A 23373-nucleotide genomic window follows, 5' to 3' on the forward strand; every position below is an offset into this window, starting at 1 on the left:
CACGGACATCTTCCCTGGTAGTCACGAGCGTCGCCACGTTCGCTGCCGCATGGTCGAGCCCGCTTGCGTAAGTCCTACAGAGAGGACTGTAGCGTCCTCGGGCGAGACACGTGAGAGTAACTTACGCCTCTCTTCACCGAGACCCCTCCTCAGCGATCAAGGTGCTCCCGGGCCAGCGCCCGGGCGTGCGGGCTCTCGACGAGGCTGAGATGCCGGACCTCGGGGAGCACATGGAAGTGTGAGGCGGGGATGCCGGCATGCAGGGCCTCTGCCATGGCCGGTGGCGTGGCGTAGTCGTCCTCACCCACGAGTACCAGGGCGGGTGCGGTGATCTCGCCGAGCCGCGCAGAGTCGTCGTAGGCGCCCAGGGCCCGGCAGGCGGCGGCGTGCGCCCGGGAGTCGGTCTCGGTGAAGATCCGGGAGACCCGTTCGACCTCGGCCGGGTCTCTTTCGAGGAAGCCGGGCGAGAACCAGCGGTCGACCTGGAAGAGGAGCTGCTTCTCCCGTGGCACCGTGACGGCCTTCTCCGCGCGCTCCCCCCAGGCCACCGCCTTGTCCGGCCCGTAGTCGGCGGTCGTGTCGGCCAGAACGAGGCTGTGCACAGCCCGCGGGTGCCGTACCGCGAGGGCGACCGCCGTGCAGCCGCCCATGGAGAGGGCGGCCACCCGGGCCGGTCCGGCGTCGAGGTGTTCGATGAGGGCTGCGACGTCGTCGGCGAGGTCGGCGACGGAGAACTGCTGTCCGCCCCAGGACGAGTCCCCGTGGCCGCGGGCGTCCGGCGCGACCACGCGGAAGTGCGGCGTGAGTTCGTCGATCCACCGGCGCCACAGTTCACCGGCCTCAGCGAGGGGGTGGAGCAGGACGACGAGGGGGCCTGATCCCTCGTCGAGGTAGTTCAGCGAGCCCCACGGGCGTTCCAGGGTCACGTGGCACTCCTCTTCGCCGCGAGGCGGACGGCCTTGATGATCTCTGGGTAGGTGGCGCACCGGCAGATGTTGCCCTCCAGGTGATCGCTGATCTCCTCGTCGCTGGGCGAGCGGTTCTCGGACAGCAGTTCCTTGGTCATGAGGACGAAGCCGGGGATGCAGTAGCCGCACTGCATGGCGTCGCTGTCGACGAAGGAGGAGACCACCGGGTCGTCCTCCGGGAGTCCGTCGGCGGTGGTCAGCGGCGTGCCGTCGTAGCGTACGGCCACCGCGAGGCACGAGGACACGCTGCGGCCCTCGGCGAGGACGGTGCAGGCACCGCAGGCGCCGACCCCGCACCCCTCGCGGGCGCTGGTGACGCCGACCCGCCGGCGCAGCGCGTCCAGCAGCAGGGTGGTGTCTTCGACGGCGACCTTGTACGGGGTGCCGTTGACGTCCAGGGTGATCTCGTTCATCGTCCGGCCTTCCCGGGGTCCGCCGCGTCGGCGAGGTGGTTCAGTACCCGCTCGGGGGTGAGCGGCAGAGTGGTGATCCGTACACCGCAGGCGTCCCGGACCGCGCCCGCGTAGGCCGGAGCGATCGGCAGGATGGTGGTCTCGCCGACGCCCTTGGCGCCGAACGGGCCGTCACGGTGGGCGCTCTCGACGATGACCGGTGTGAGCTTCTCGGGGAGGTCCTTGATGGACGGCAGCTGGTAGTCCAGCATCGTCGCATTGGTGATCTGTCCCTGGTCGAACACCATCTCGTCGAAGAGCGTGTGGCCGATGCCCATGATCGCCGCGCCGGTCAGCTGCTGCTCGACCAGTGTCGGGTTGATGGCCCGGCCGACGTCACCGGCGATGGCGAGATGCTGGGTACGGATGCGCCCGGTCCAGATGTCGACCGCGAGACGGACGGCGGCGGCACCGGCGAACCAGTGCTCGGTCACCTTCTCGGACAAGCCGGTGTCGTGGTCGTAGGGCACCCACCAGCTGGTGAAGTTCTCCGCCGTGGTGACCGTGGCCCCACGGGCGCCGAACTTCGCGCGCACCAGGTCGGACAGGCTGCCGCGCAGTTCCTTCGCCTCGTGGACCACGCCCTGTGCGTCTAGCACCAGCTCCTCCGCGGGCACACCCCACCGCTCGGCGGCGAAGCCCAGCAGCTTGTTCCGCATCGCCTCGGCGACCAGCCGTACGGCGTTGCCGGTGTGGTAGGTGGAACGGCTGCCCGCGGTGATCGTGTCGTAGGGGGTCGCGTCGGTGTCGGCTCGGACGACGTGGATCCGGCGGCTGTCGAGGGACAGGACCTCGCCGACGATCTGCGACATGATCGTGTCGCTGCCCTGGCCCATGTCGACCGTGCTGATCAGCAGGGTCGCGGAGCCATCCTGGTTGAGGTTGAGGGTGGCGTTGGCGATGGTCGGTGTCAGGACCGCCTTCATGCCCACGGCGACCCCCTTGCCGTGCACCCACCGGCCGTCGCCCTCGGGCGTGGGGTCGTCCCAGCCGACGGCCCTGGTGACCTCGTCGATGCAGGTGAGGAAGTCGGCGCTGTGCATCTTCGTGCCGACTGTGGCGATGTCGCCCTCGCGCAGGAGGTGACGCCGACGGAAACGGTAGGGGTCCTCACCAAGTTCGCGGGCGAGTTCGTCGATGAGGGTCTCATGCGACCAGGTGACCTGGGGTACGCCGAAGCCGCGGAACGGCCCGGCCGAGACCTTGTTGGTGTAGATGCAGCGGGAGCGCACATCCACGGCCGCGATCCGGTACGGCCCCGGGGCGACCAGACCCGATTTGGCGGCGATCCGCGGGCCGACGTCGGCGAAGGCGCCGGTGTCGTAGCGGACGTCCGAGGTCACGGCCACGATGTTGCCGTCGGCGTCCGCCGACATCGAGCCGGTGACCCGGGCGCCGTGCCGGGTGGTCAGGAGGAACGCGTCTTCCCGGGTCGCGTCGATGCGGACCCGGCGGCCCGTGGTCCAGGCGAGCGCCGCGGCGAGCGGCTCCAGGCGGTCGTACATCTTGCAGCCGAAGCTGCCTCCCAGCGGCCGGGTCATGATCCGCACCTGGGACAGCGGGATGTCGAGCAGGTCCGAGACGGTCTGCCGGACGTACGACGGGGTCTGGGTGGTGGAGAGCATCTCCAGCCGGCCGCTGTCGACCCAGGCCGAAGTGGACGGCAGCTCGATCGGCACATGGTGGGTGGGCGGCGCCCATGTCGTCGCGGTGACGGTCGTGGCGGCCCGCTCGTGCTCGGCGGCCGCGTCACCGAGGATCTGCCGGTACTCGTAGTTGACGTTCGTGCCGCGCACCCCGCGCAGATGGGCGAGGTCGGCGAAGACCGAACTCGGGCGCAGCTCCTCGTGGACGAAGGCCTCGCCACGCAGGGCGTCGTCGATGTCGTAGACGGGCGGCAGCTCCTCGTACTCGACGGCGATCTCGTCCGCCGCGGCGCGGGCGGTGTCGGGATCGGTGGCGAGCACCGCGGCAATCGCCTCGCCGACGAAGCGTGTCTTGTCGACGGCCAGGCACGGCTGGTCGGCGAAGGCGGGGCCCGTGTAGATGCGGTCGCCGAGCACCTCGTACAGGTCGCGGCCGGTCACCACGGCGAGGACGCCTTCGACGGCCAGAGCGTCCTCAGTGTGCACGGCCACGATCCGCGCGTGCGGGGCGGTGCTGCGGTGGACGCCGACGAACGCCGTGCCGGGTGGGTTGGCCTCGTCGCCGGTGTAGCGGATCGTGCCGCGCACCCGCCCGAGGGCGTCGAAGCGCTTGCGGCGCTCGCCGACGCCGTAGCGCGGCTCGGTCTCGGCCTGTCGGGTGTCGGCGGGCTGTGCGTCGGGGAGAACCTCAGTCACGGGAGAGCTCCTTCAGACTGCTGCGGACGGCCTGCTCGACGGCGACCCGGCCCAGCCGCGCCTTGTACGAGGCGCTGCCGCGGATGTCGGCGATCGGATCCATGACGGAGTCGGCGATGTCGAGGGCGGCCTCGACGGCCTGCTGTTCGTCCATGTCCGGGGTGACGTCGAAGGCGAGGTAGACCGTGGTGGGGGCGACGGCGCCGAGCCCCATCCGGATCTCGACGAAACCGTCCTCGGGCACCGCGAGGACGGCGGCGGAGGCACAGGGCCAGTCGTTCTCACTGAGGCTGCGCATCTTGACGAAACTGCTGCGGGACCCGTCGGGCTGGCGGGGCACGGTGATGGCCGTGATCATCTCGCCGTGCCGGACGTCGGTCTCCTGGAAGTCGGTGAAGAACTCCCGGACCGCCACCTCGCGACTGCCTGCGGCGGAGGCGAGGTGGACTGTGGCGTCGAGGACGACGAGCGCGGTGGGCGGGTCGAGCCGGTAGTCGCCGTGGGCGATGTTGCCGCCCGCGCTCGCGGTGTTGCGGACCCGGGGGTTCGCGGCCTGCCCGTAGGCCGCCGCGGCGACCGGGACGAGCCGGCGGGTCCGCGGGTCGGTCTCCACCCGGCGCAGCGGGACCAGTGTGCCGATGGTGATGTCGTCGTCGGTGACGGTCAGGTCGCGCAGGCCGGGGATCCCGGCGATGTCGACGTAGTCCTCGGTGAAGAGCAGTCCCTGTTTGCGCAGGATCTGGATGGCGGTGCCGCCTCCGTAGACCATCACGTCGTCCAGCTCGCCGAGCAGCGCGGTCGCCTCTTCCAGGGTCTCCGGGCGGTGGACGCGGCCGGCGCTCACCGACGGTCGCCCTTGCGGCGGCCGAACAGGATGCCGTAGGCGAACGCGGCGGCGACGGAGAGGGCGAGCACGAACCAGTCCTGGCGCGCCCGCTCGGCGGCGGGCGCCGCGACGAACTGGACCGCGTCGGCCGACTGGGCCTGTGGGAGTCCCGCCGTCGCGCTGTCGGCTCCCGTCGCCTGGGCGGCGGAGACGGCGCGGAGTGCGGGGGTGGCCGCCTTCTTGCCCTCGTTCCCGCTCTGCGGCATTGGTCGGCCGGTGCAGATCGCCGTGAGGGCCTCGGCGAAGTGCTTCTCCACCTCCGCGGTGCGCTTGCGGACGACGGCCTCGCCGACCCGGCCCAGCTTGCCCCGGATGCCGAGCTCGAACTCGTAGCACACCTCGGACGCCTCGCCGGTCTCCCCGCCGTTCCCGGTCAGCGGTGTCACGGTGAGCGTCGCGTCGACCTTGATGGTGCTGCCGAGGCGGCGGTCCTCACCGCGCAGGACGGCCTTGACCACGATGGGCTCGGACGTGTTCTGCGGCCTTGCCATGGAGGTGATCTCGGCCGCGAAGCCTGCCTTGAACCGCACGTGTGCGACTTCGTTGACGAGGCTGCCTTTGTAGTGCGTCTCGTCGGTCTGGACGAGTTCCTCACACCCCGGGATGCAGGAGCGCATGGTGTTCGGGTCGAGGAACAGGGTCATGACCTTGTCTGCCGCTGCGGGAATCGTGAAGGAGGATGCCAATTTCATCGCATGACCGCCATAGAGGATAGCTTGTTCTGTATACAGGACACTACGAGTACGTTTCCGTGCCGTCAAGATGCAGGAGAGGAGCCCCCTGCGAGGCCACCAACACATGACGACCACCCGCCACCCGCGCTCGATGACGAGGCGGGTGGCGGGTGGCGAGCAGCAAGTGGCAAGTGGCGAATGCAGGGTGGTCGACGAGCGACAGGCGGCAGGCGCGTCCTGCGGGCAGGACGGCAACTCCGCCAGGGCGGCGAATCGCTCACCCTCAAAGCCCTGCTGAGGGCGTGTGGTGCAGGCGGCCTACCGGAAGGTGGCGCCGGGGCGGATCGGGAACACCAGTGGCCTCATCGGCGCCGCCGTCGCGCCACGCAGACGCAGCCCGGCACCGAACATCACGAACTCCCACAGCCCGGCCTCGGAGATGTCCTCCAGGTAGGCGTTCTCCATGATCGGGATACCGCACTCGCCGAGCAGGTAGGTGTGCACCGGGTGCCAGTTGTCCGGGTCGACGCTCGGCATGACTTCCAGCGCGACATTGTCGGCGCCGATGATCATCGCTCCCGCCTCAGCGATCAGTGCGGCGGCTTCGCGGTCGAGTCCCGACTCGTTGTGGAGATACCGCGTGTTGTCGTGCCACAGGCGCATGCGTCCGGTCCGCACAAGTACGACGTCGCCCTGGCGGATCTCCGTGCCCTGGCGCTCGATCACCGACCTCAGTTCGTCGGCGGTGATGCGGTGGGAGTCCGGGAGGACGTCGACACCGGCCGCCGCGGCCACGTCGAGCAGGACCCCGCGGGCGATCACCGGGGGAAGCTGCTCCGCACCGGCCTTGAGCCAGTGCCGGCTCCCGAGGTCCTGGTCGGCACGCACCTCGTTCCAGATCATGCCGTCGAGCCCGAAGTGGTTGAGCGCGTCGAGGTGGGTTCCGGTGTGCGTGAACATCGCGATGCAGTCGGCCGAGTAGGTGACGTGCCGGTTCTGCTCGGCACCGAGGCCCAGGACGTTCTCGTTCACACTGCCCTGCGGTGTGTGCGACATCCAGATCTGGTAGGTCGGGTCTCCCAGACCCGCCCACGACGGCATCCCGACGTGGTAGTCGACCGAGAGGTCGTACATCGTCGTCGGGTCGGCAGCGGCCCACGCGGCGGCCCGGGACTCCTCGGTCATCAGATTGAGCATGCCGATCTGGTCGGACGGCCCGAACGGGCTGCGGCTCACCTTCCCGGGTATCACGGATCGCGCGGCGACGGGATCTGTCGTCTGCGGTTCCACGCTCGTCTCCTCAGGTTTCGTGTGGTGCCGGTGCTCCGGCTGTCTCAGTTCCGGCAGCGTCCTGGTCGGCCCACCGGGGCCCCTGGCCGTCCTCGGCCAGGGGTGGCGGAGGCAGTCGGTACGACACCGGGGTCCGGCCCATCCGGAGCGGATTGCGGGTGACGACCGTGCCGTCTATGTCGACGGTCGGCTCCAGCCCGAGGGTCCGTGCGAACTCGAACGCGGCGGCGATGTCGTTGACCGGCCCCGCAGGCACTCCGGCGTCGTTCAAGCGCTGCGCCCACACCTGTGCGCCGTCGGTGACCAGGCGCGCCGTCAGTTCGGTGCGCAGCGCCTCACGGTGGGCAACCCGAGCCGCGTTGACCACGAACCGGGGATCGGATCCGAGCTCCGATGCGCCCAGGACGGTGCACATGGAACGGAACTGCCGGTCGTTGCCCACGGCGACGGCGAGTTCCCCCTCGCTGGTCGGCAGGGTCTCGTAGGGCGCGATGGACGGATGCACATTGCCCAGTCGCCTGGGCACGACACCGCCGGCGGTGTGGGCGGAGGCCTGGTTGGACAGCGCCGCCAGGGCGCAGCTGAGGAGGTCCACCTCGATCCGCTGGCCTTCTCCGGTCCGCTCGCGGTGCCGCACCGCGGAAACCACGCCGACCGCGGCGTACAGGCCGGTGATCACGTCGATCACGGCCACGCCGACCTTCTGCGGCTCGTCGTCCGGCGATCCCGTGATGCTCATCAGGCCGCCCACGGCCTGTACGATGAGGTCGTAACCGGGCAGGGACGCGCCGCCGGCCGAGCCGAAGGCGCTGATCGAGCAGTAGATGAGATCCGGCCGCCGGGCCGCGAGTTCCTCGTAACCGAGGCCGAGCCGGTCCATCACGCCCGGCCGGAAGTTCTCCACGACGATGCCACTGTCCACGGCCAGGTCCTGGGCACGCTTGCGGCCCTCCTGCGTCGCGAGGTCCAGCACGACGCTGTGCTTGTTGCGGTTGACGGCGAGGAAGTACGTCGCCCGACCGTCCGGCGTGTACGGCGGCCCCCATGCCCGGGTGTCGTCGCCGCCGTCCGGCCGCTCTATCTTGACGACCTCCGCGCCGAGGTCGGCGAGCAGCATGGTGGTGAGCGGTCCGGCGAGGATTCTGGAGAAGTCCGCGATACGCAGTCCGCTGAGCGCGGTCATCGGCCCACGTACTTTCCGGGCCGCTTCTCGGTGAACGCCCGGTATGCCTCCACGGAGTCCTCGGTCGACCGCACGACACCCATGTGGGAGGAGATGAGGTCCAGACTGGTGCGGAAGTCCAGGCGCTGCGACTGGTACGCCGTTCGCTTGATCATCCGCACCGCCACCGGCGGCGCGGACGCCAGCCGTGCCGCGAGGGCGTATGTGGCGTCCATCAACTGGTCGGGCTCGTGCACACTGTTGACCATGCCGAGTTCGGCGGCTCGTTCGGCACCGATCATGTCCCCGGTCCAGAGCAGCTCCAGCGCCCGCGGCATGCCGATCAGCCTGGGCAGCAGCCAGCATCCCCCGTCACCGGGCACCAGACCGACCTTCACGTAGGACATTGCCATCCGCGCTGTCGTGGAGACCAGTCGGAGGTCGCACATCAGCGCCATGTCCAGTCCCGCGCCCATGGCGTCGCCGTTGACCGCGGCGATCACCGGCTTGTCGATGCCCTCCAGGGCGAGCGGCACGCGGTGGATGTGATCGGTCAGGGCCTGCTTGAACTCCAGGGGCGCCTGCTCGTGGTCCTCCACCCACGACAGGTCGATTCCGGAGCAGAAGCCGCTGCCCTCGCCGGTGACGACGATGACGCGTACCTCCGGATCGGTCTGTGCGTCGACGAGCCGGTCCGCCCAGTCGTTGACCATCTCGAAGGTGAACGCGTTGCGCTTGTGGGGGCGGTTGAGCCGGATGGTCGCCACATGGTCGGCGACGTCGTACTCCAGTTCGGTCACTGCGTCGTGCTCCTCGTACGGTGGGGCGGTGGTCAGCTGCTCCGGTACGGCCGGCGTTGTCAGATCCGGGCGAAGCGGAGGCGGGTGGGCAGGTCGTTCAGCTCCTCGTGGCCGTCCTCGGTCACGATCGCGTTCCCGCCGATGTTGACCTGACGTCGCCCGAAGACCGCGTCGGGTTCGAGCTGGAAAGTCATCCCTGGTTCGAGGACGACATCGAGATCGGTGCCCGGCAGCTCGTCCACCTGCTTAAACCGGTCCGTGATGCTGCTGTCGGTGCCCCGGGTGACCCGGCCGACCATCGTGAGCGGGGTGAGGCTGTGGATCAGCGGCGTGATGTGCCACGCTCCGGCCCGCTGCAGCGGCTCCGCCATCGCGTCGGCGACCTCGCCGAACTTCACTCCGGGCCGCAGGGCCTCCAGACCGGCGTCGTACGACTCCCTGGCGACCTCGGCCGCGCGGCGAAAATCAGGATGGACGTCCCCAACCGCCACGCACATCTGCACCTGCGCCTCAAGCCCGCCGACGGTCGGCATCATCTCGGAGAGGACCATGTCCCCTTCCTGGACGACACGCGCCGGCTGGGCGCGGTACAGCCAGCGCGGCGCGTCCCAGCTCAGGTTGTCCGGGCCGGAGTGGACGAAGAGGTCGTGCGCCATCCCGGCGCCGTGCCGGTGGAACTCGTGCAGCACCTCCGCGTAGATCTCGACTTCGCTCACCCCTGGCCTGGTGACGTCCAGCATCACCTGGCACGCCTGCTCGGCCAGCTGGGAGACGTAGCGGAAGAGCGCGAGTTCCTCCTCGCTCTTCACCAGCCAGATCCCGGTGAAGTCGTCGAGGACGTCCACGAACGTGGCCTTCGGCAGTTCCTTCTGGAGGTAGGCCCACATCGGCTGCGGGGTCCATCCGTACGGCAGCAGATTGGGGCCGCTGAGGATCCCGATCGTCCCGATCCGTGACTGGGCGAGGCCCATCTCCTCAAGGACCCGCACCATCGCGGGAGCGCGCGGTCCGAACCGCATGTCCGGGATCCAGGTGCCCTCGCCCCACTCCTGCGCCTGGAGCCAAGAGCCCGCGACGGACGCTCCGCGCTGGATGGCGACGGGTTCGCCTTCCAGCGGGAGGACGACCGCGGAACCGGGGAGGTCGTTGGTGAAGTAGGTGTCGGCAGGGTAGCGCACCGGGGCGGGCGGGACGAGGAGACACTCCACGTCGTTGCGCCGCATCATCTCGCGCAGCAGACCCCACCGGCGGTCCCGCTCGGCCAGGGACAGGGTCGGCAACTGCGGCAATCCGGGTGAGCCGCTCACGCGGCGTCCTCCTGGGTCCAGCGCCACATCTCCATGTTGACGTTCTTGCGGTAGTCGTCCTGCATCGGGTGCGTGAGAACCTCGACGTGGAGCCGGTTCTCGACCCACACCTCGATCACGTCGAAGAACTCCCCGCGCGGGCAGCGCAGCGTACGCCATCCCTCACGCTCGGCGATCGCCATAATCTCGTCCTGGCTTTTGTCCGTCGAAGTGGCAAAGTGGAAGGCCACGTACTTCGACGGAGACTCGTCCAGCTTCGGCCACACCGGGTCGTCCTCGCCCTTGCCGGGGGCCATCGTCTGGGAGCGCGGGTAGACCTCGCAGGTCGTGCCGTGCTCGTCGCCGGCGATGGCGACCCAGGCGCCCGGCCACGGCGGGAAGCGGAAGGCCTCGCCGCCCCAGATCTCGGCGATCACCTCAGCCACGCGCTGAGGATCGTCCGCCGGGATGGACACATGGAAGATCATTTGCGTTCCTCCTGTAGAACCATAGGAACTTCTGTCCGCCCTAGAGTACAAGATGTCTCGTCACGAACACTAATTGCCGCTGCAGACATGCGCAAGAGCTATGAAATCCCAGAAACTGGCACCCCATACGGTCGTTCCACTTGCCACTGATGTCCTGTGTCGAGGACACTGCTGCCCCCCACGCTCCCTCCATCGGAGCAACAAAGGCCTGAGGAGCAGTTCATGGCGAACGAGGTGCCCGCGGTCAGTGCGGCGATCCGACTGGTCGAGCACATCGCGGCCGAGGCACCCCAGGCGGTGTCGGCGGGGATCCTGGCGCAGGCGCTCGGCCTGAACCGCTCGACCTGCTACAACATCCTTGCGACCCTCCAGCAGGCCGGCTGGGTCAACAACCTCGGCAATCGCTCCGGCTGGACGCTCGGGCCGGGACTCTCCGCATTGGCCGTGCTCGGCGACGAGGCGATCCTCTACGTGATCAAGGAGGAGGTCGAACGGCTCTGCCGCCGGCTGGGCCTGGTCGTCTTCGCCGCACAGGAGGACGGATCCGGCAGCTACACCGTGGTCGCCGTCGGCGACCCGGGCCGCGGCGTGCGGGTGACGGTCGACGTCGGCGATCGGTTCCCCTTCTCCGCGCCGGGGCTGATGCAGGCGTTCTGGCCCTATCGCCCGTTCGACGAGTTCGTCGATCTCGCCCGCAGCCGACTTGTGGAACGTTTCACCGAGTTCACGATCACCGGCTTGGACGAACTGTCCAGCGTCTTCGCACAGGTTCGCGAGCGCGGATACGGATGCAGCATCCGGCAGTTCAACGTCGCGCACAGCGGAGCCTCCTCGACCGTCTTCGGCCCTGGCGGCAAGCCGATGCTCGCGCTGATGACGATGACGTTCTCCAGCGAGCTGGACTGGGACAACCTCGACCGCGTGGGCCCGTCCATCCGGGACGCCGCCGCACGGGCGACCGCCCGGATCGGTGCTTCGGCACCCGGGCGGGAGTCCTTGGCGCACGCCACCACCTGATCGACTGGACTCAGGGACGACCGGCACGTTGAGATCGCCCGACCCCAGTACGAGGCCGCGCCGTGGGTCGGTTCGGAGCGCCCGCGCGCCGATCGGCCGTCCAGGGCCGCGACGTCTCGGAAGGCGCCGTCGAGGAGGGTCCCGGCCCAGCCGTTGTCGGCAGGCTTCCTCGCCATGGTGTCTCCGAGCAGCTTGAGTAGCAGGTGTCCTCGTGGGGAGCGGTCGCCGTGCTCGTCGTGGAGGTCAAGTCGGACGCGGGCCTCGTCCTGGACCTTTCATCGAGGGCGAGGCGACCAAGACCGATCACGCCGCCACGTCCTCGCCGCTCCTGACCCGTCGGCGAGGACGTCCGCGACCTCCTTCCGGCGGCACGGCCTGTCAGCCGTCAGGGCGGTCGGCCTCACGCGCTCGCCAAGGCCGCCGCAGGCCGGACGGATCTCTCTTTGAACTCCTGGCGAATCAGACACAGCCGCCCGCGACACGCACCCGGCCCGCACCTGACCGCGACAGACGGGGACCCGGCAACGCAGTGTCGGTGTCCAGCCGTACGCCATGCTCACGGCACGCAGAGCAGCGGCGCGGGCGTGGCGCGGGTGAACGTGTCCCGCACCAGGCCGGGTGCGCGACTGGAGACCTGCATGACCCCGGCGAGTCTGCCGGCGGAGCGGACCGGCCGAAGCCCGAAGAAGGCTACGGTCCCGAACGAGCCGGTCAGACTCACCCGCCGTGAGCGCCAGGTCTCCGACCCCGCGGTCGAGGGCCGGCCCAACCGGGAGATCGCCACATCCCTCGTCATCTCGCTGCCCACCGCCGAGGGGCACGTCGAGCACGTCCTGTCCAAGCTGGGCTACACGCCCCGGGCTCGGATCGCGGCGTGGGTCACCCGTCAGCGGGCGAGTGTCTGACCCGGCGCGGATCCGGCAACGGCCTGCGGGAGTCGTTGTGACGCACCCCGGATGCGGGCGGGCCTCAGGGCTGACCGGGCAGCACGACGATCCCGTCGTCGTCGCTCACCAGCGTCGCCCCCGGATGGAAGGTCAGCCCTCCGAAGGCGACCGGCGCGTTCAGATCGCCCGCCCCCTGCTTGAGGCTGCGCCGCGGGTTGGTCCCGAGCGCCATCACGCCGATCGGCAGCTCCCGCAGGGCCGCCGCGTCCCTGACGGCCCCGTTGACGACGATGCCCGCCCACCCGTTGTCGGCGGCCTTCCTCGCCATGTTGTCCCCGAGCATGGCCACCCGGAGCGAGCCCTGAGTGTCGACGACGATGACACGGCCGTCCCCGGGTTCGGCGACGACCTGCTTGAGCAACACGTTGTCCTCGTAGGAGAGCACCGTCACGATCGGCCCCTGGAATGCGCGACGGCCGCCGTACTGCGCGAACTGGAGGTCGCACACCAGCAGCCGGTATCCGTACTCGTCGTAAAGATCGGCCGTGGAAACAGGTTGCTCGGTCATGACTGCCGCCTCTCCTCCGATGGAGGTCGTCGGCCTCACCGCTTCCCAGGAGGCCGGGGCAATGCTATTTCCGTCCTCACTGCAAGACAAGGGATCTCGTATAACGGTCAACCTTCTCGGGAGGGCGCGGCGCTCGCAGCCAGGGGGACGGGCCACATGACCGCCACCTGCTCGGAGTGGCGAGGCGACCGGGCCCCGGAGACCCAGTCAAAACGCGAACACGCACGCTGCGCATGCCACCGACCGAGCATGTCACCGGCCGAGAGCCCCGCGACGCTCGAAACCCTCGCCCTCCACCCCCGCCGACCGCGATCCCGGCCGACAGCCCGAGGCTCAGCCGAGGGACTGGGTGAGGGCATAGGTACGCCCGGCCGGATCCTGGAAGTGCCGGTAGGCCACGGCGTCGATACGCACCACCTCGCCGACCAGAGTGCCGCCGGCGCTCTCGACGGCCGCGGACGCCTCGTCGATGTCGTCGACCATGAAGCCGAAGGCGACGCCGTCGTTGAGTCCGTACGCCGGGACGTGGGCCGGCGCCAGCAGTTCCAGGTTCGAGCCGTCCGACGTCCGGAATGCGCTGTAGCCATCAGCCTCCCAAGCGGGCCCGCTTCCGAGGAGGTCACCGAAGAACCGACGCGTACTGCCGAACGCCTCTCCATCGACGACAACGGCGTGCCAGGTGATGCCCTTGATCTCCATGTTCGATGTTCCCTTTCCGGAGTCGGCTCCGCGCCCCGGGTCTCGCCGGTCCGCCCCTTGCGAGACGGGCCGGCAGGCGATGTCCATCGGAGCGCCGATGCAGGGCGACGCACTACCAGTGCATCGCCCGCGGGACGCTACATCTCTCCCGTCGGACACGTCTAGGCAATTCCAGCCCGCCACTCTGTCGAAATGTCCGCCATGGAGGGCAGACTGTCCCCCGAACCCGTCCCCATGGCTGGACGCGGAGCCGACGCCACATGCAGCCACATGCACCAGTCCTCCCCGAAGGATCACCCATCCCGCAGGGAGTTCCCGGTCGCCCTACAGACACCAGACAGAGGGGGCAAGGTGGCGACCGAACCCCCTCCTCCCCCCGAGAGAACATCCGGAGAATTTCGCACGAGACGAGCCGGATAGCGGTCTTGACGCCACTGTGACCGATAGCTAATGTCGCAAATACAGGACATCACGTCCTCCAGATGAGACGCGACTCTCGCTTCGGTCAGCCTGTCGAATCGAGACGGGCCGGGACGGCCGACGTCCATCTTGAACCAGGAGGGATCCATGTGCCTCTGGGGCCGGACGCCGCGGAAGGTGAAGTATGACTGTGCGGTACAACGCAACGAAGGCGATGCGGCACCTCGACTCGGACCCCAGCGCGGGAACCGCCGCAGTCTACGGCGAGGTGCCGGCAAAGTGCCCCGCGGAACGCGTCGAGGTCGACGAGTCGAAGGACGTCGACCCGGCCCGCTGCCCCGACCCGGGGAAGTCCGACCTCGACCGCGCGGACAGGAGTCACCTGGCCTTCGGCTTCGGACTCCGCTCCTGCCTCGGGCAGTACCTTGCGCGCCTGGACCTGCTGGTCGCCCTCGAGGAACTCCTCGCCCGGACCTCGTCGTTCAGCCTCAGCGGTGATGTGGTTCGGCGCAGCTATCCGGTGTTGTCAGTCAACGAGATGCCGCTCAGGATGGACGCGGCCGCACCTTCGGAGGTCGCATGACCACGCTCACGATGATGTCAGACGTCCAGGTCACCGAGCGCGCCGAGCGGGTGGTGCGCATCGCACGGAAATGGCAGGCAGCCGAGGATGTCCTGGCCCTGGAACTCGTCGACCCGGCGGGCGGGCCGCTGCCCGAGTGGGAGCCCGGCGCTCACATCGACCTGGTCATGCCCGACGGTGCCGCTCGTCAGTACTCCCTCTGCGGTGACCCCGACGACCGGCACACCTGGCGGGTCGGGGTACTGCTGGAGAAGGAGGGGCGCGGTGGCTCGCGCTGGGTCCATGAAGGGCTGGCCGAGGGGGACCTCGTCCCCACCCGCGGCCCGCGCAACCACTTCGCGCTCGAACCCGCCCGCCGGTACCTGTTCATCGGCGGCGGCATCGGCATCACGCCGATCCTGCCGATGGTGCGCGCCGCACTCGGCATGGGCGCTGATCTCACCGTCGTCTACGGCGGCAGAACCAGGGAGTCCATGGGCTTCGTCGACGAACTCATAGAACTTCACGCAGGGGTGGAGGTCGTCCCGCAGTCCGAGGCCGGCCTCATCGACCTGGAACGTCTTCTCGCCGACCCGCAGCCGGACACGCTGATCTACTGCTGCGGCCCCGGGCCGCTGCTGGACGCCGTGGAGCAGCGGGTCGCGCGCTGGCCCGCGGGAGCACTCCGGATCGAGCGGTTCAGCGCGCGCACCGACACCGAGCTCACGTCCGACGCCGACCAGGCGTTCGAGGTCGAACTCTCCCGCAGCGGCACGGTTCTGCAGGTCCCGGCCGACCAGACGCTGCTGTCCGTCCTGGAGGACGCCGGTGCCGATGTGATCAGCTCCTGTGCCGAGGGCACCTGTGGCTCGTGCGAGACGATGGTGCTCGCCGGCGACATCGATCACCGCGACTCGGTACTCTCCGAGAGCGAGCGGGCCGCCGGCGACCGGTTGATGATCTGCGTCTCCCGGTGCCGTGGGCCGAAGCTGGTCCTGGACCTGTGATGGAACGGCTTCGCGTCGAGGACATCCACGGGACGCGGCGAGAGGGGCACCGCCATGCGTGAGGTGCTCGGTGATCTGCGGGCGTGGTGGCAGGCGGGGGACGACGTCGCACTGGCGACGGTCGTGTCGACCTTCCGCTCTGCCCCGCGCCCCGCGGGTGCCGCCATGCTCGTGGGCCCGGACCGTTCCGTGGTGGGATCGGTCTCGGGCGGTTGTGTGGAGGGCGATGTGTACGAGCGCGCCCTCACCGCGATGGCCTCGGGCGCGCCGTCGCTGACGCGGTACGGCGTCTCGGACGACGACGCCCTGAGCGTCGGGCTGACCTGCGGCGGCATTCTGGACGTCTTCGTCGAGGTCGTCTCCCGGGCCGGGTATCCGGAGTTTGGTGACGTCGTCACCGATGTCGAGGCGGGACGTCCCGTGGCCGTGGCGACGGTCGTCGCCCATCCGTGTTCCGACCGGGTCGGCCGGCGGATGATCGTGCGGCCGGACGGCACCACGGGTCACCACGGCCTGGGGTCTGCTCGCATCGACACCGCCGTCCGCTACGACGCCCTGGGCATGCTCGCGGCAGGGTCCAGCGGGGTGCTCTCGTACGGCATCGACGGTCAACGGCGGGGTAGCGGGATGCAAATCTTCGTCGCCACGTTCGCTCCGAGGCCGCGGATGCTCGTCTTCGGGGCGATCGACTTCGCCGCGGCCGTGGCCCGGCTGGGCTCCTTCGTCGGATACGACGTGACCGTGTGCGATGCCCGGCCCGTCTTCGCGACGGCCCGCAGGTTCCCGGACGCCGACCGCGTCGTCGTCGACTGGCCGCACCGCTACCTCCGTACGGAGATCGAGGCGGGCCGCGTCGACCACCGTACGGTCGTCGCGGTGCTGACGCACGACCCGAAGTTCGACGTGCCGTTGCTCGAAGTGGCGTTGCGCACCCCGGAGATCGCCTATGTCGGGGCGATGGGATCCCGGCGCACCCATGACGAACGCATGGCAAGGCTGCGCGAGGCGCACCTCGACGAGACGGAGCTGGCGCGGCTGCGCAGCCCGATCGGACTCGACATCGGGGCGCGGACCCCGGAGGAGACCGCCGTCAGCATCGTGGCGGAGATGATCGCCGGTCGCTGGGGTGGCACCGGCGCGTCACTGTCCATGACCAGCGGACGGATCCACATCGGTGACCCCGTAGCGGCACCTGCCGCACACGCCGTCCAGCGCGAGAAGGAGCGAGTGTGAAGGACATCCGGCGGGTCGGTGTGATCGGAGGCGGGCTGATGGGCTCGGGTATCGCGGAGGTGTGCGCCCGTGCCGGCCGGGACGTCACGGTCGTGGAGTCCACCGACGCCGCGGCCGACGCCGCGCGGCAGCGGCTGGAGGCCTCCCTCAAACGTGCCGAGAGCCGCGGCAAGATCGATTCCGCGAAGACCGTCCTCCAGCGGATCGACGTGGTGACCGAAATCGAGCGGGTCGCCGACGGGCAGCTGGTGGTTGAGGCGATCGTCGAGGACGAGGCGGCCAAGACCGACCTGTTCCGCCGCCTCGACTCGATCGTCACGGACCCGGAGGCGATCCTGGCGTCCAACACCTCCTCCATTCCGATCATGAAGCTCGCCGTGATGACCCGTCGGCCGAGCCATGTGCTCGGCATTCATTTCTTCAATCCGGTGCCGGTGCTCTCGCTGGTCGAGCTGGTGCCGTCGCTGATGACCGACACGGCCGTCACCGAGCGAGCACGGGCCTTCGTACGGGACGACCTGGGCAAGCACGCCATCGACTGCCAGGACCGTGCCGGGTTCGTCGTCAACGCCCTGCTGATCCCGTTCATCCTCGCCGCGATCAGGATGCTCGAATCGGGCTTCGCGACGGCCGAGGACATCGACCAGGGCCTGGTCCGCGGCGCCGCCCATCCGCAGGGCCCGCTCGCACTGGCCGACCTGATCGGCCTGGACACCACCAAGGCCGTCGCGGAGTCCCTCTATGAGGAGTTCAAGGAACCCCTGTACGCCGCGCCGCCGCTGCTCGCGCGCATGGTGGAGGCTGGACTCCTGGGCCGCAAGACCGGCCGCGGCTTCCACACCTACACCTGAACCTGAGGTCGGGTAGCAAGTCGGATGTGGCATGGCCCCTTCATCACCGGCGTACACCGCGACAAGGTCGTCGGCCTCTCGACGCCCGCGCGGCTGAGGAAGTCACATGGGCCGTCAACGGCCGGAAGCAGGAGATCTCCGTTGATGCCACCGCCGACACCTTGCCTCTGGGACCGACCCGCTTCGACGCCTCCGGCCGCACATGTCCGTCCACGCCGACGCGGTCTTCGGCTTCCCCCTTTCCACGGTCCAGGTCGCGCCCTCGCGCCACAACCGACGGTGGATCCACCGAGCCCCGTGGGTGTCCCGCCCACATGATGGCGCGAATCCACTTGGCCGGTTGCTCGTCCGGCCGGCGTCGAGCGGACTCCGGTCCGATGCGGCGGGCGTAGTCCGCCGAGATCCTTGCCGAAGAACACGGCGCAGCATTGAGGATTTCATCGATTGCCGCAACTCGGTGCTCTCCTTGCAGAGTTGGGCGAGTTCACCCATCCCTGCAGTGGTCAGCAGATCGGGCCGCCCGCCCTGGTCAGCCCTGGCGCGGCGAACCCCTGTGCCGCAGAGCCGCCTCGTGGATGCCCAGGTCCCGGGCGGCAGGCGCGACCGGGCGACCTGAGGTCCTCGTCTCGCGGACGGCTCGCTCGCGCAGTTCGTCAGGCACTTCCGTGGCGCGGACATCGGACCCTGTGTTCACCCATCCGCCAGGACGATCACGCTTGGCTTCAAGGCCCCCCCGAAATCCCTTTGTTCGCCTGCCAGGTAGGGCACCCCAGGTCGCACCGTGACCAGCACACCCCGCACGAGCACGTTCGTCCTGTTCCCCCTGGCGCCCGGCGGGTCGACCTTCGGGCACTCGATTCCCCAGCATAGATCAAATGTCCCGAGTAAAGGACATTACCTCTCGCAAGAAGGTCAAGCAGCATCCGCGAGATGACGCACGCCTGCATCACCCACCGCTTCACCCCCACCGCACCCACCACCGGCTGACGCCAGGGACTGACGGCCATCACCAGCAATTAACCCGCCTTGCGCACCTCGGAAGCCCTGGAAGGGGTCGAGATTTCAGGCGTGGGGCCACATTCACGATCGGACTGTTGACCGGAGTGAAGCCGGGGGGTAACTTCACCCATCCAGGACAACATGTCCTGAATAAAGGACATCCGTTGTCCATGAGGCCGGCAGTCCGCTCGGCCCAGGTGCACGGCGCAATGCGGCACGAAAGGAACAATGCAATGGGCAGCAACGTCCGCCACGTCACGGAGGCGACAGCATGAGTGGCCAGTTGAACGCTACGGAAGCCTTGGAGCACCTGAAGTCGGACCCCGAGGCCGGGACCGCTGAGGCTTACGGCGAAGTGCTGGGTCAGTGCCCCATGGCGAGGGTCACGATCGCAGGGTCTGACGTGAACTGGTGGGGTGCCCTGGGCTACGCCGAGCTCACGACCGTCCTGCGTGACTTCCGAAAGATGAGCAGCACGGTCACGACCGAACCGGACGGCACGCCGGCCATCCTTCCGCTCTTCGCCGACCCTCCACTTCACACAGGGTTCCGCAAGCTGTTGAACCCGAACTTCCCGCCTGAGGTAGTCGGCCGTCTGGAGGCAGGCAACCGCGAAATCGCCGTCACCATGATCGACGAATTGGTGGCGGCGGCCGAGGGCGACTTCTCGGCGCAGTTCACCTATCCCTTCCCCACACGCGTGCTGTGTCGCTTCCTCGGAGTTCCTGACTCGGACTGGCCTTTTCACCACGAGTTCGTCATGACGACCGGAGAGCAGGTCGGGTTCGCCGTGAACGACGAGCAGAGCGAGCAGCTTTTCGTGGCCGCGATGGCGAAGATCCTTCCGTACGTGCAGAAGGTCATCGTGGATCACCGGGAAAACCCCCGGGACGATATCGTCAACAGTTTTGTGACGGGTCAGGTGCAGGGTCGCGCACTCACCGACGAGGAAATCAGCAAGCTGATCATCGCCATGATGCTGGCCGGTCACGGTACGACCACGGCCGCGCTGTCGAACACGGTCCTCCGGCTCGCCCGCGATCAGGAGCTGCAGAGTCTGCTGCGCGCCGAGCCGCATCGAATCCCCGACGCCATCGAGGAAAGCCTGCGGATCGACACGCCGCAGCAGACGTTGAGCCGCAAGTGCGTCGCCGACATGGAGATCGCCGGTGAGAAGATCGCGGCGGGCGAGTTCGTGCTGACGAGCTACGGTTCCGCCAACGTCGACCCGAGGCGTTTTCCCGACCCTGGCAGGTTCGACCTGGATCGGGAGGACAAGAACCACCTCGCTTTCGGGTTCGGTCTCCATGCCTGCCTCGGACAGCACTTCGCTCGCATGAACATGCGCATCACGCTGGAGGAGCTCCTCGCGAGGACGTCGAACTTCGCCGTCAACGGAGAAGTGAAGCGTCGGAGCTTTCCCGTGCTCTCGGTTGACGAGCTGCCGCTCGTGCTGCGGGCGGCCTGATCCGCGGGCCTACAGTGATCGCTCGTGCCGCTTGTACAGCCGGCAGGGGAGCACGACCTCGTAGGGACGTCCGTCGCGAAGCTGCATGATGTCGGTCATCGGTGGCCGCTCGGAACCGAGCAGAGCTCGTCCGGGCGGTCCCGTGCCATCCTCCTCATGACGGCTACCAGACGAGGCAGGCCGCGACCGTGGCAGCCCTAGGGAGGCACAGCCACTCTTGATGCCCCTATGGATGTCAACCGGCGGAAGTTGGTGTTGCAGATCCAAGATCGCGATCGTCGGCACGGACACAACGGTGCTGGTGGGACTTCGGCTCGGTCCCGCTGATGGGCCACTGCCGAGGTGCCGCACGAGGGGCCAGAAGATGCTCTCGAGCGGGGCGAGACCGGACGACCGTGCGTTGACGCTCGTGGACAGGGGTGTGAACCTCGGCACGTGCTGGTGATGATGCGAGAAGCAACAAGGGCGACGGGGGTCTCCCCTTCCACGGTGTCGCGAGCGCTGGCACCCGCCGGGACGGTCGGTCCAGTCATTCGGGAGCGGGTCCAGGGCCGCCGCCGACCGGCTCGACTACCAGCCGAACCGGGCCGCCCTCGGCCTCCAGGTGATCGAGGAAATTTCCACCACGCTCGGAGTCACGGAGCCGTTGAATGTTCGGTCATCTTCCGCTGACGCGGCAACCACTTCTTGGCGTACTCCTCGATCGTCCGCTGCCCAAGCTCACGGCGAGCCTCAGCCACGGGCGGGGGCGTCTTCCTTCGTTCCGCTCAGAGGGCCGTCAGCAGTTCGATCGCGGCATCCCGTGAAGTGTGGCCGGTCTCCTCGCGTTGCTCATGCAGCGAGCGAGCTGTCGAGCCAAGAGCCGAGCCTTCCGATGAGGGTTCAGGGGCAGCTCCAACATCGCGGACCGGCTGGGGCACTCCCGCATGTTGTTGTACGTGGCGTGCGGGTACCCGGAGTCTCGGCGCCGATCTGCTCATGTACCCGAAGGCCAGGGTCTGGGTCCTCGTACCGTTCTACCTTTCCACCCTCCCCAGCAGAGCTCATGCCGGCTCATTGACGCATTCCCTGACTCACCGTCAGGTGATGTGATAATGGCATGTCGACCTGCCTACCAGCCCGTACCGGTGTCGCCGGATGCCTGCGGCCGACACTGGGCGCTCATGCAGACGGTCCGGCCGCGGAAGCGGGAGGGGTCCGCGCGGTGACGCGCGGACCCCTGTCCGGCTACGCCCGTCCGAGAGAACGCCAGAAGGAGCAGTGGTGTTCGGCCTCGTAGTCGGGCATGACCGAGACGTTGCCCGGGCTCAACTGGACGATGCCGTTCCCGCCGCCCCGGTACTTCGGCCAGTCGGCCTCGCCGTGGCCGTTGGGGCTGCCCTGCCTGGCGAAGTTCGCCCAGTACCGCATGATCTTGTCGGACAACGCCCTCTGCGCCTGGGTGAACGGCGCTGCCTGCTGGGCGAAGCCGTCCTGGAACACGTAGGCGAGGTCCGCGCTGTGCGCCGAGCCCATCTGGAAGCCCTTGGGCGCCGGGGGATCTGTGAGCGGGGGCGCGTTCGGGTCGTACAACTCGTAGAAGTAGGTGGTGGTGTGTGCCGCGAAGACGTCCGCCGCGTCCGACTGTCCGCAGCCGCCCAGGCCTCCGGGCGTGCCGCTGTCGGTCAGGACCGCGGCCGTGGCGTAGGCGGGGTCGGTGTAGTCGGCGGCCGGGTACTCCTCGAGGATCTTGTCTGCCTGGTCCCCGAAGAAGGAGCGGATCACTTCCCGGTACGCCTCTTCGGTCTGCGGGAACGACTGGCCGATGAAGTGCAGCATCGCCCGTGCCTCGTCCCGGGTGGTGCCCATCAGGACCGGCACCTTGTTCCATCGGCCCGACTTGACTGCTTCCAGCGGCTCGGTCGGCAGAGCGTTTCCGCCGACCACGGGGCTCCAGGATTCAGTCAGCGGTGCCTTCGCCATCGCGTCGATCAGTTCGGCGACGGATTTGTGCCGCATGCAGGCCAGTTGAGCCTTGGCATCGCTGTCGGGGCAGCCGGCCTCCTTGACGATCACCTTCATGCCGGCCTCGTACGATGCCTTCGAGGCGGTAGGGCAGGTGCCCCCGCTCTGCATGATGGCCGCACTGAACAGTCCCTTGGCGGCCGGCGCGGCCAGCATGTTGCAGACGGAGAAGGCGCCGGCCGACTGGCCGTCGATCGTGACACGCTGAGGGTCACCGCCGAACGCCGCGATGTTCTTGTTGACCCAGCGCAGCGCGGCCAGTTGGTCGAGGAACCCGTAGTTCCCGGAGTTCCCCTGCTCATGGCCGAGGGACTCCAGGGCCAGGAAGCCGAACACACCGACCCGGTAGTTGATGCTCACCACGATCGCGTCGTTCTTCGCGGCGAGTTTGCTGCCGTCGTACAGCCGGGCGGCTCCCGAGCCGTACCCGCCGCCGTGGATCCAGAACAGCACCGGCAACCGCTTCCCGGCGACGTGGGCGGGCCGGTAGACGCTGAGGTACAAGCAGTCCTCGTCCGCACTCGACTCTCCGGGGAGCAGCCCGCCGGCAGGCTGGGCGCAGGCCGGGGAGTCGGTGGTCGCGTCACGGACGCCCCGCCACGAGGTCGAGGCGGCCGGCGCCCGCCAGCGGCGCTCCCCCGTGGGCGGTGCGGCGTACGGGATACCGAGGAACTTGTCCACCTCGGCGCCGACGGCCCCACGGACCCAGCCGTTATGGGTTCTGACCAGGGCGGCAGCACTGTGCTGAGGGGACGCGGACACCAGGGAGGGTGTGACGAACGCGACCAGGGCGACCAGACCGGTCACACTGAGTCGTCTGCTTCTTGAGCGGAAAAATGAGGACAACACATGCACCTCCTGCGGTGGGCGGCAGGCCCAACCTCGGGACGAGAGGAATTTCCGAAGATCCAGAGCCAGAGCCGGGATCAGTGAGCTGCGACTTGGGACTTCCGTGAGGGCATCCCGTAGTCGTCGCGCGGGTCGTCGTCGAGCTCCTTGCTGGTGATTGCCGCGTTCGGGCCGTCCTCGCCTCTGCGTCGGTAACCGTCCTGGAGGAGGAAATTGCCGGGGCGGACGAGATGACCGTCGGGCGGGACCGGGGCCGATCTCTGCGAGCGCACCGGGGCTCGCTCGCGTTCTGCGGGATCGGCGATGTTCGTCACATCACGCCGGGCGGGGTCGGCCCGCCCGCAGGGTCCGGCCTCGAAGGTAACCTGGTCCGGATCCGGAGGTGACCGAGTCCGGATCCGGAAGCCGTTCGGACAGGACGCGCGTGTACGCGGCGCCGCATGGATCGCTGCCGAAGACGG

At 68.7% G+C, this 23373-nt stretch carries 20 protein-coding genes; 7 read left to right on the forward strand and 13 right to left on the reverse strand.

The window, feature by feature from the left end:
- Nucleotides 1-149 precede the first annotated feature (149 nt).
- From SGFS_RS10340 to SGFS_RS10385, 10 genes are all read right to left on the reverse strand, one after another.
- Nucleotides 150-926 (reverse strand): alpha/beta fold hydrolase, encoded by a 777-nt coding sequence (locus SGFS_RS10340; protein ID WP_286249506.1) that lies wholly within the window; start codon nucleotides 924-926, stop codon nucleotides 150-152.
- Complete coding sequence (locus SGFS_RS10345) at nucleotides 923-1381, reverse strand: (2Fe-2S)-binding protein (RefSeq protein WP_286249507.1); 459 nt, start codon at nucleotides 1379-1381, stop codon at nucleotides 923-925. Before SGFS_RS10345 ends, SGFS_RS10340 begins: the two co-directional genes overlap by 4 nt.
- Nucleotides 1378-3762, reverse strand: a complete 2385-nt coding sequence (locus SGFS_RS10350) for a xanthine dehydrogenase family protein molybdopterin-binding subunit (protein WP_286249508.1) — start codon at nucleotides 3760-3762, stop codon at nucleotides 1378-1380. The genes SGFS_RS10345 and SGFS_RS10350 overlap by 4 nt, the downstream gene beginning before the upstream one ends.
- Nucleotides 3755-4606, reverse strand: coding sequence for an FAD binding domain-containing protein (locus tag SGFS_RS10355; protein ID WP_286249509.1), 852 nt, complete (start codon nucleotides 4604-4606; stop codon nucleotides 3755-3757). Before SGFS_RS10355 ends, SGFS_RS10350 begins: the two co-directional genes overlap by 8 nt.
- Nucleotides 4603-5340 (reverse strand): CoxG family protein, encoded by a 738-nt coding sequence (locus SGFS_RS10360; RefSeq protein ID WP_286249510.1) that lies wholly within the window; start codon nucleotides 5338-5340, stop codon nucleotides 4603-4605. The genes SGFS_RS10355 and SGFS_RS10360 overlap by 4 nt, the downstream gene beginning before the upstream one ends.
- Before the next feature lie 300 nt (nucleotides 5341-5640).
- Nucleotides 5641-6612, reverse strand: coding sequence for a cyclase family protein (locus SGFS_RS10365; protein ID WP_286249511.1), 972 nt, complete (start codon nucleotides 6610-6612; stop codon nucleotides 5641-5643).
- A 10-nt stretch (nucleotides 6613-6622) separates the two neighbouring features.
- Nucleotides 6623-7795: a CaiB/BaiF CoA transferase family protein gene (locus SGFS_RS10370; protein ID WP_286249512.1), complete on the reverse strand. Its 1173-nt coding sequence runs from the start codon at nucleotides 7793-7795 to the stop codon at nucleotides 6623-6625.
- Nucleotides 7792-8574, reverse strand: a complete 783-nt coding sequence (locus tag SGFS_RS10375) for an enoyl-CoA hydratase/isomerase family protein (protein WP_286249513.1) — start codon at nucleotides 8572-8574, stop codon at nucleotides 7792-7794. The genes SGFS_RS10370 and SGFS_RS10375 overlap by 4 nt, the downstream gene beginning before the upstream one ends.
- 59 nt (nucleotides 8575-8633) lie before the next feature.
- Nucleotides 8634-9881 (reverse strand): M24 family metallopeptidase, encoded by a 1248-nt coding sequence (locus SGFS_RS10380; protein ID WP_286249514.1) that lies wholly within the window; start codon nucleotides 9879-9881, stop codon nucleotides 8634-8636.
- On the reverse strand, nucleotides 9878-10348 hold the full coding sequence (locus tag SGFS_RS10385; protein WP_152769191.1) for a hypothetical protein: 471 nt from the start codon (nucleotides 10346-10348) through the stop codon (nucleotides 9878-9880). The genes SGFS_RS10380 and SGFS_RS10385 overlap by 4 nt, the downstream gene beginning before the upstream one ends.
- Nucleotides 10349-10570: 222 nt before the next feature.
- Here SGFS_RS10385 and SGFS_RS10390 point away from each other — a divergent pair, with 222 nt between their 5' ends.
- Both SGFS_RS10390 and SGFS_RS10395 read left to right on the forward strand, forming a co-directional pair.
- On the forward strand, nucleotides 10571-11365 hold the full coding sequence (locus SGFS_RS10390; protein WP_286249515.1) for an IclR family transcriptional regulator: 795 nt from the start codon (nucleotides 10571-10573) through the stop codon (nucleotides 11363-11365).
- A gap of 638 nt (nucleotides 11366-12003) precedes the next feature.
- Entirely contained in the window at nucleotides 12004-12270 is a 267-nt protein-coding gene (locus SGFS_RS10395; protein ID WP_286249516.1) for a response regulator transcription factor, read from the forward strand.
- Nucleotides 12271-12334: 64 nt separating this feature from the next.
- Here SGFS_RS10395 and rraA read toward each other — a convergent pair whose 3' ends face one another.
- Both rraA and SGFS_RS10405 read right to left on the reverse strand, forming a co-directional pair.
- The gene (gene rraA, locus SGFS_RS10400) at nucleotides 12335-12820 is read right to left on the reverse strand and encodes a ribonuclease E activity regulator RraA (protein ID WP_286249517.1); all 486 of its coding nucleotides are present in this window, start codon (nucleotides 12818-12820) and stop codon (nucleotides 12335-12337) included.
- Between the two features lie 333 nt (nucleotides 12821-13153).
- A complete protein-coding gene (locus SGFS_RS10405; RefSeq protein WP_286249518.1) occupies nucleotides 13154-13519 on the reverse strand; it encodes a VOC family protein in 366 nt (121 codons plus the stop codon).
- A 610-nt stretch (nucleotides 13520-14129) separates the two neighbouring features.
- Here SGFS_RS10405 and SGFS_RS10410 point away from each other — a divergent pair.
- From SGFS_RS10410 to SGFS_RS10430, 5 genes are all read left to right on the forward strand, one after another.
- Nucleotides 14130-14522, forward strand: coding sequence for a cytochrome P450 (locus SGFS_RS10410; protein WP_286249519.1), 393 nt, complete (start codon nucleotides 14130-14132; stop codon nucleotides 14520-14522).
- Nucleotides 14519-15508, forward strand: coding sequence for a PDR/VanB family oxidoreductase (locus SGFS_RS10415; protein ID WP_286249520.1), 990 nt, complete (start codon nucleotides 14519-14521; stop codon nucleotides 15506-15508). Before SGFS_RS10410 ends, SGFS_RS10415 begins: the two co-directional genes overlap by 4 nt.
- A 54-nt stretch (nucleotides 15509-15562) precedes the next feature.
- Complete coding sequence (locus SGFS_RS10420) at nucleotides 15563-16741, forward strand: XdhC family protein (protein WP_286249521.1); 1179 nt, start codon at nucleotides 15563-15565, stop codon at nucleotides 16739-16741.
- On the forward strand, nucleotides 16738-17592 hold the full coding sequence (locus SGFS_RS10425; RefSeq protein ID WP_286249522.1) for a 3-hydroxybutyryl-CoA dehydrogenase: 855 nt from the start codon (nucleotides 16738-16740) through the stop codon (nucleotides 17590-17592). The genes SGFS_RS10420 and SGFS_RS10425 overlap by 4 nt, the downstream gene beginning before the upstream one ends.
- Nucleotides 17593-18862: 1270 nt before the next feature.
- The gene (locus tag SGFS_RS10430; RefSeq protein ID WP_286249523.1) at nucleotides 18863-20059 is read left to right on the forward strand and encodes a cytochrome P450; all 1197 of its coding nucleotides are present in this window, start codon (nucleotides 18863-18865) and stop codon (nucleotides 20057-20059) included.
- Between the two features lie 1227 nt (nucleotides 20060-21286).
- On the opposite strand, the gene SGFS_RS10440 is transcribed toward SGFS_RS10430, so the two are convergent.
- Nucleotides 21287-22870: a carboxylesterase/lipase family protein gene (locus SGFS_RS10440; protein WP_286249524.1), complete on the reverse strand. Its 1584-nt coding sequence runs from the start codon at nucleotides 22868-22870 to the stop codon at nucleotides 21287-21289.
- Nucleotides 22871-23373 lie beyond the last annotated feature (503 nt).

This window comes from Streptomyces graminofaciens (assembly GCF_030294945.1).
Classification (GTDB): domain Bacteria; phylum Actinomycetota; class Actinomycetes; order Streptomycetales; family Streptomycetaceae; genus Streptomyces; species Streptomyces graminofaciens.

What these genes read in the sequence shown, in the direction of transcription:
- SGFS_RS10345 (WP_286249507.1), bottom strand. Translation starts at nt 1,381, where the DNA reads ATGAACGAGATCACCCTGGACGTCAACGGCACCCCGTACAAGGTCGCC.
- SGFS_RS10360 (WP_286249510.1), bottom strand. Translation starts at nt 5,340, where the DNA reads ATGAAATTGGCATCCTCCTTCACGATTCCCGCAGCGGCAGACAAGGTC.
- SGFS_RS10370 (WP_286249512.1), bottom strand. Translation starts at nt 7,795, where the DNA reads ATGACCGCGCTCAGCGGACTGCGTATCGCGGACTTCTCCAGAATCCTC.
- SGFS_RS10385 (WP_152769191.1), bottom strand. Translation starts at nt 10,348, where the DNA reads ATGATCTTCCATGTGTCCATCCCGGCGGACGATCCTCAGCGCGTGGCT.
- SGFS_RS10390 (WP_286249515.1), top strand. Translation starts at nt 10,571, where the DNA reads ATGGCGAACGAGGTGCCCGCGGTCAGTGCGGCGATCCGACTGGTCGAG.
- SGFS_RS10395 (WP_286249516.1), top strand. Translation starts at nt 12,004, where the DNA reads ATGACCCCGGCGAGTCTGCCGGCGGAGCGGACCGGCCGAAGCCCGAAG.
- rraA (WP_286249517.1), bottom strand. Translation starts at nt 12,820, where the DNA reads ATGACCGAGCAACCTGTTTCCACGGCCGATCTTTACGACGAGTACGGA.
- SGFS_RS10405 (WP_286249518.1), bottom strand. Translation starts at nt 13,519, where the DNA reads ATGGAGATCAAGGGCATCACCTGGCACGCCGTTGTCGTCGATGGAGAG.
- SGFS_RS10415 (WP_286249520.1), top strand. Translation starts at nt 14,519, where the DNA reads ATGACCACGCTCACGATGATGTCAGACGTCCAGGTCACCGAGCGCGCC.
- SGFS_RS10420 (WP_286249521.1), top strand. Translation starts at nt 15,563, where the DNA reads ATGCGTGAGGTGCTCGGTGATCTGCGGGCGTGGTGGCAGGCGGGGGAC.
- SGFS_RS10430 (WP_286249523.1), top strand. Translation starts at nt 18,863, where the DNA reads ATGAGTGGCCAGTTGAACGCTACGGAAGCCTTGGAGCACCTGAAGTCG.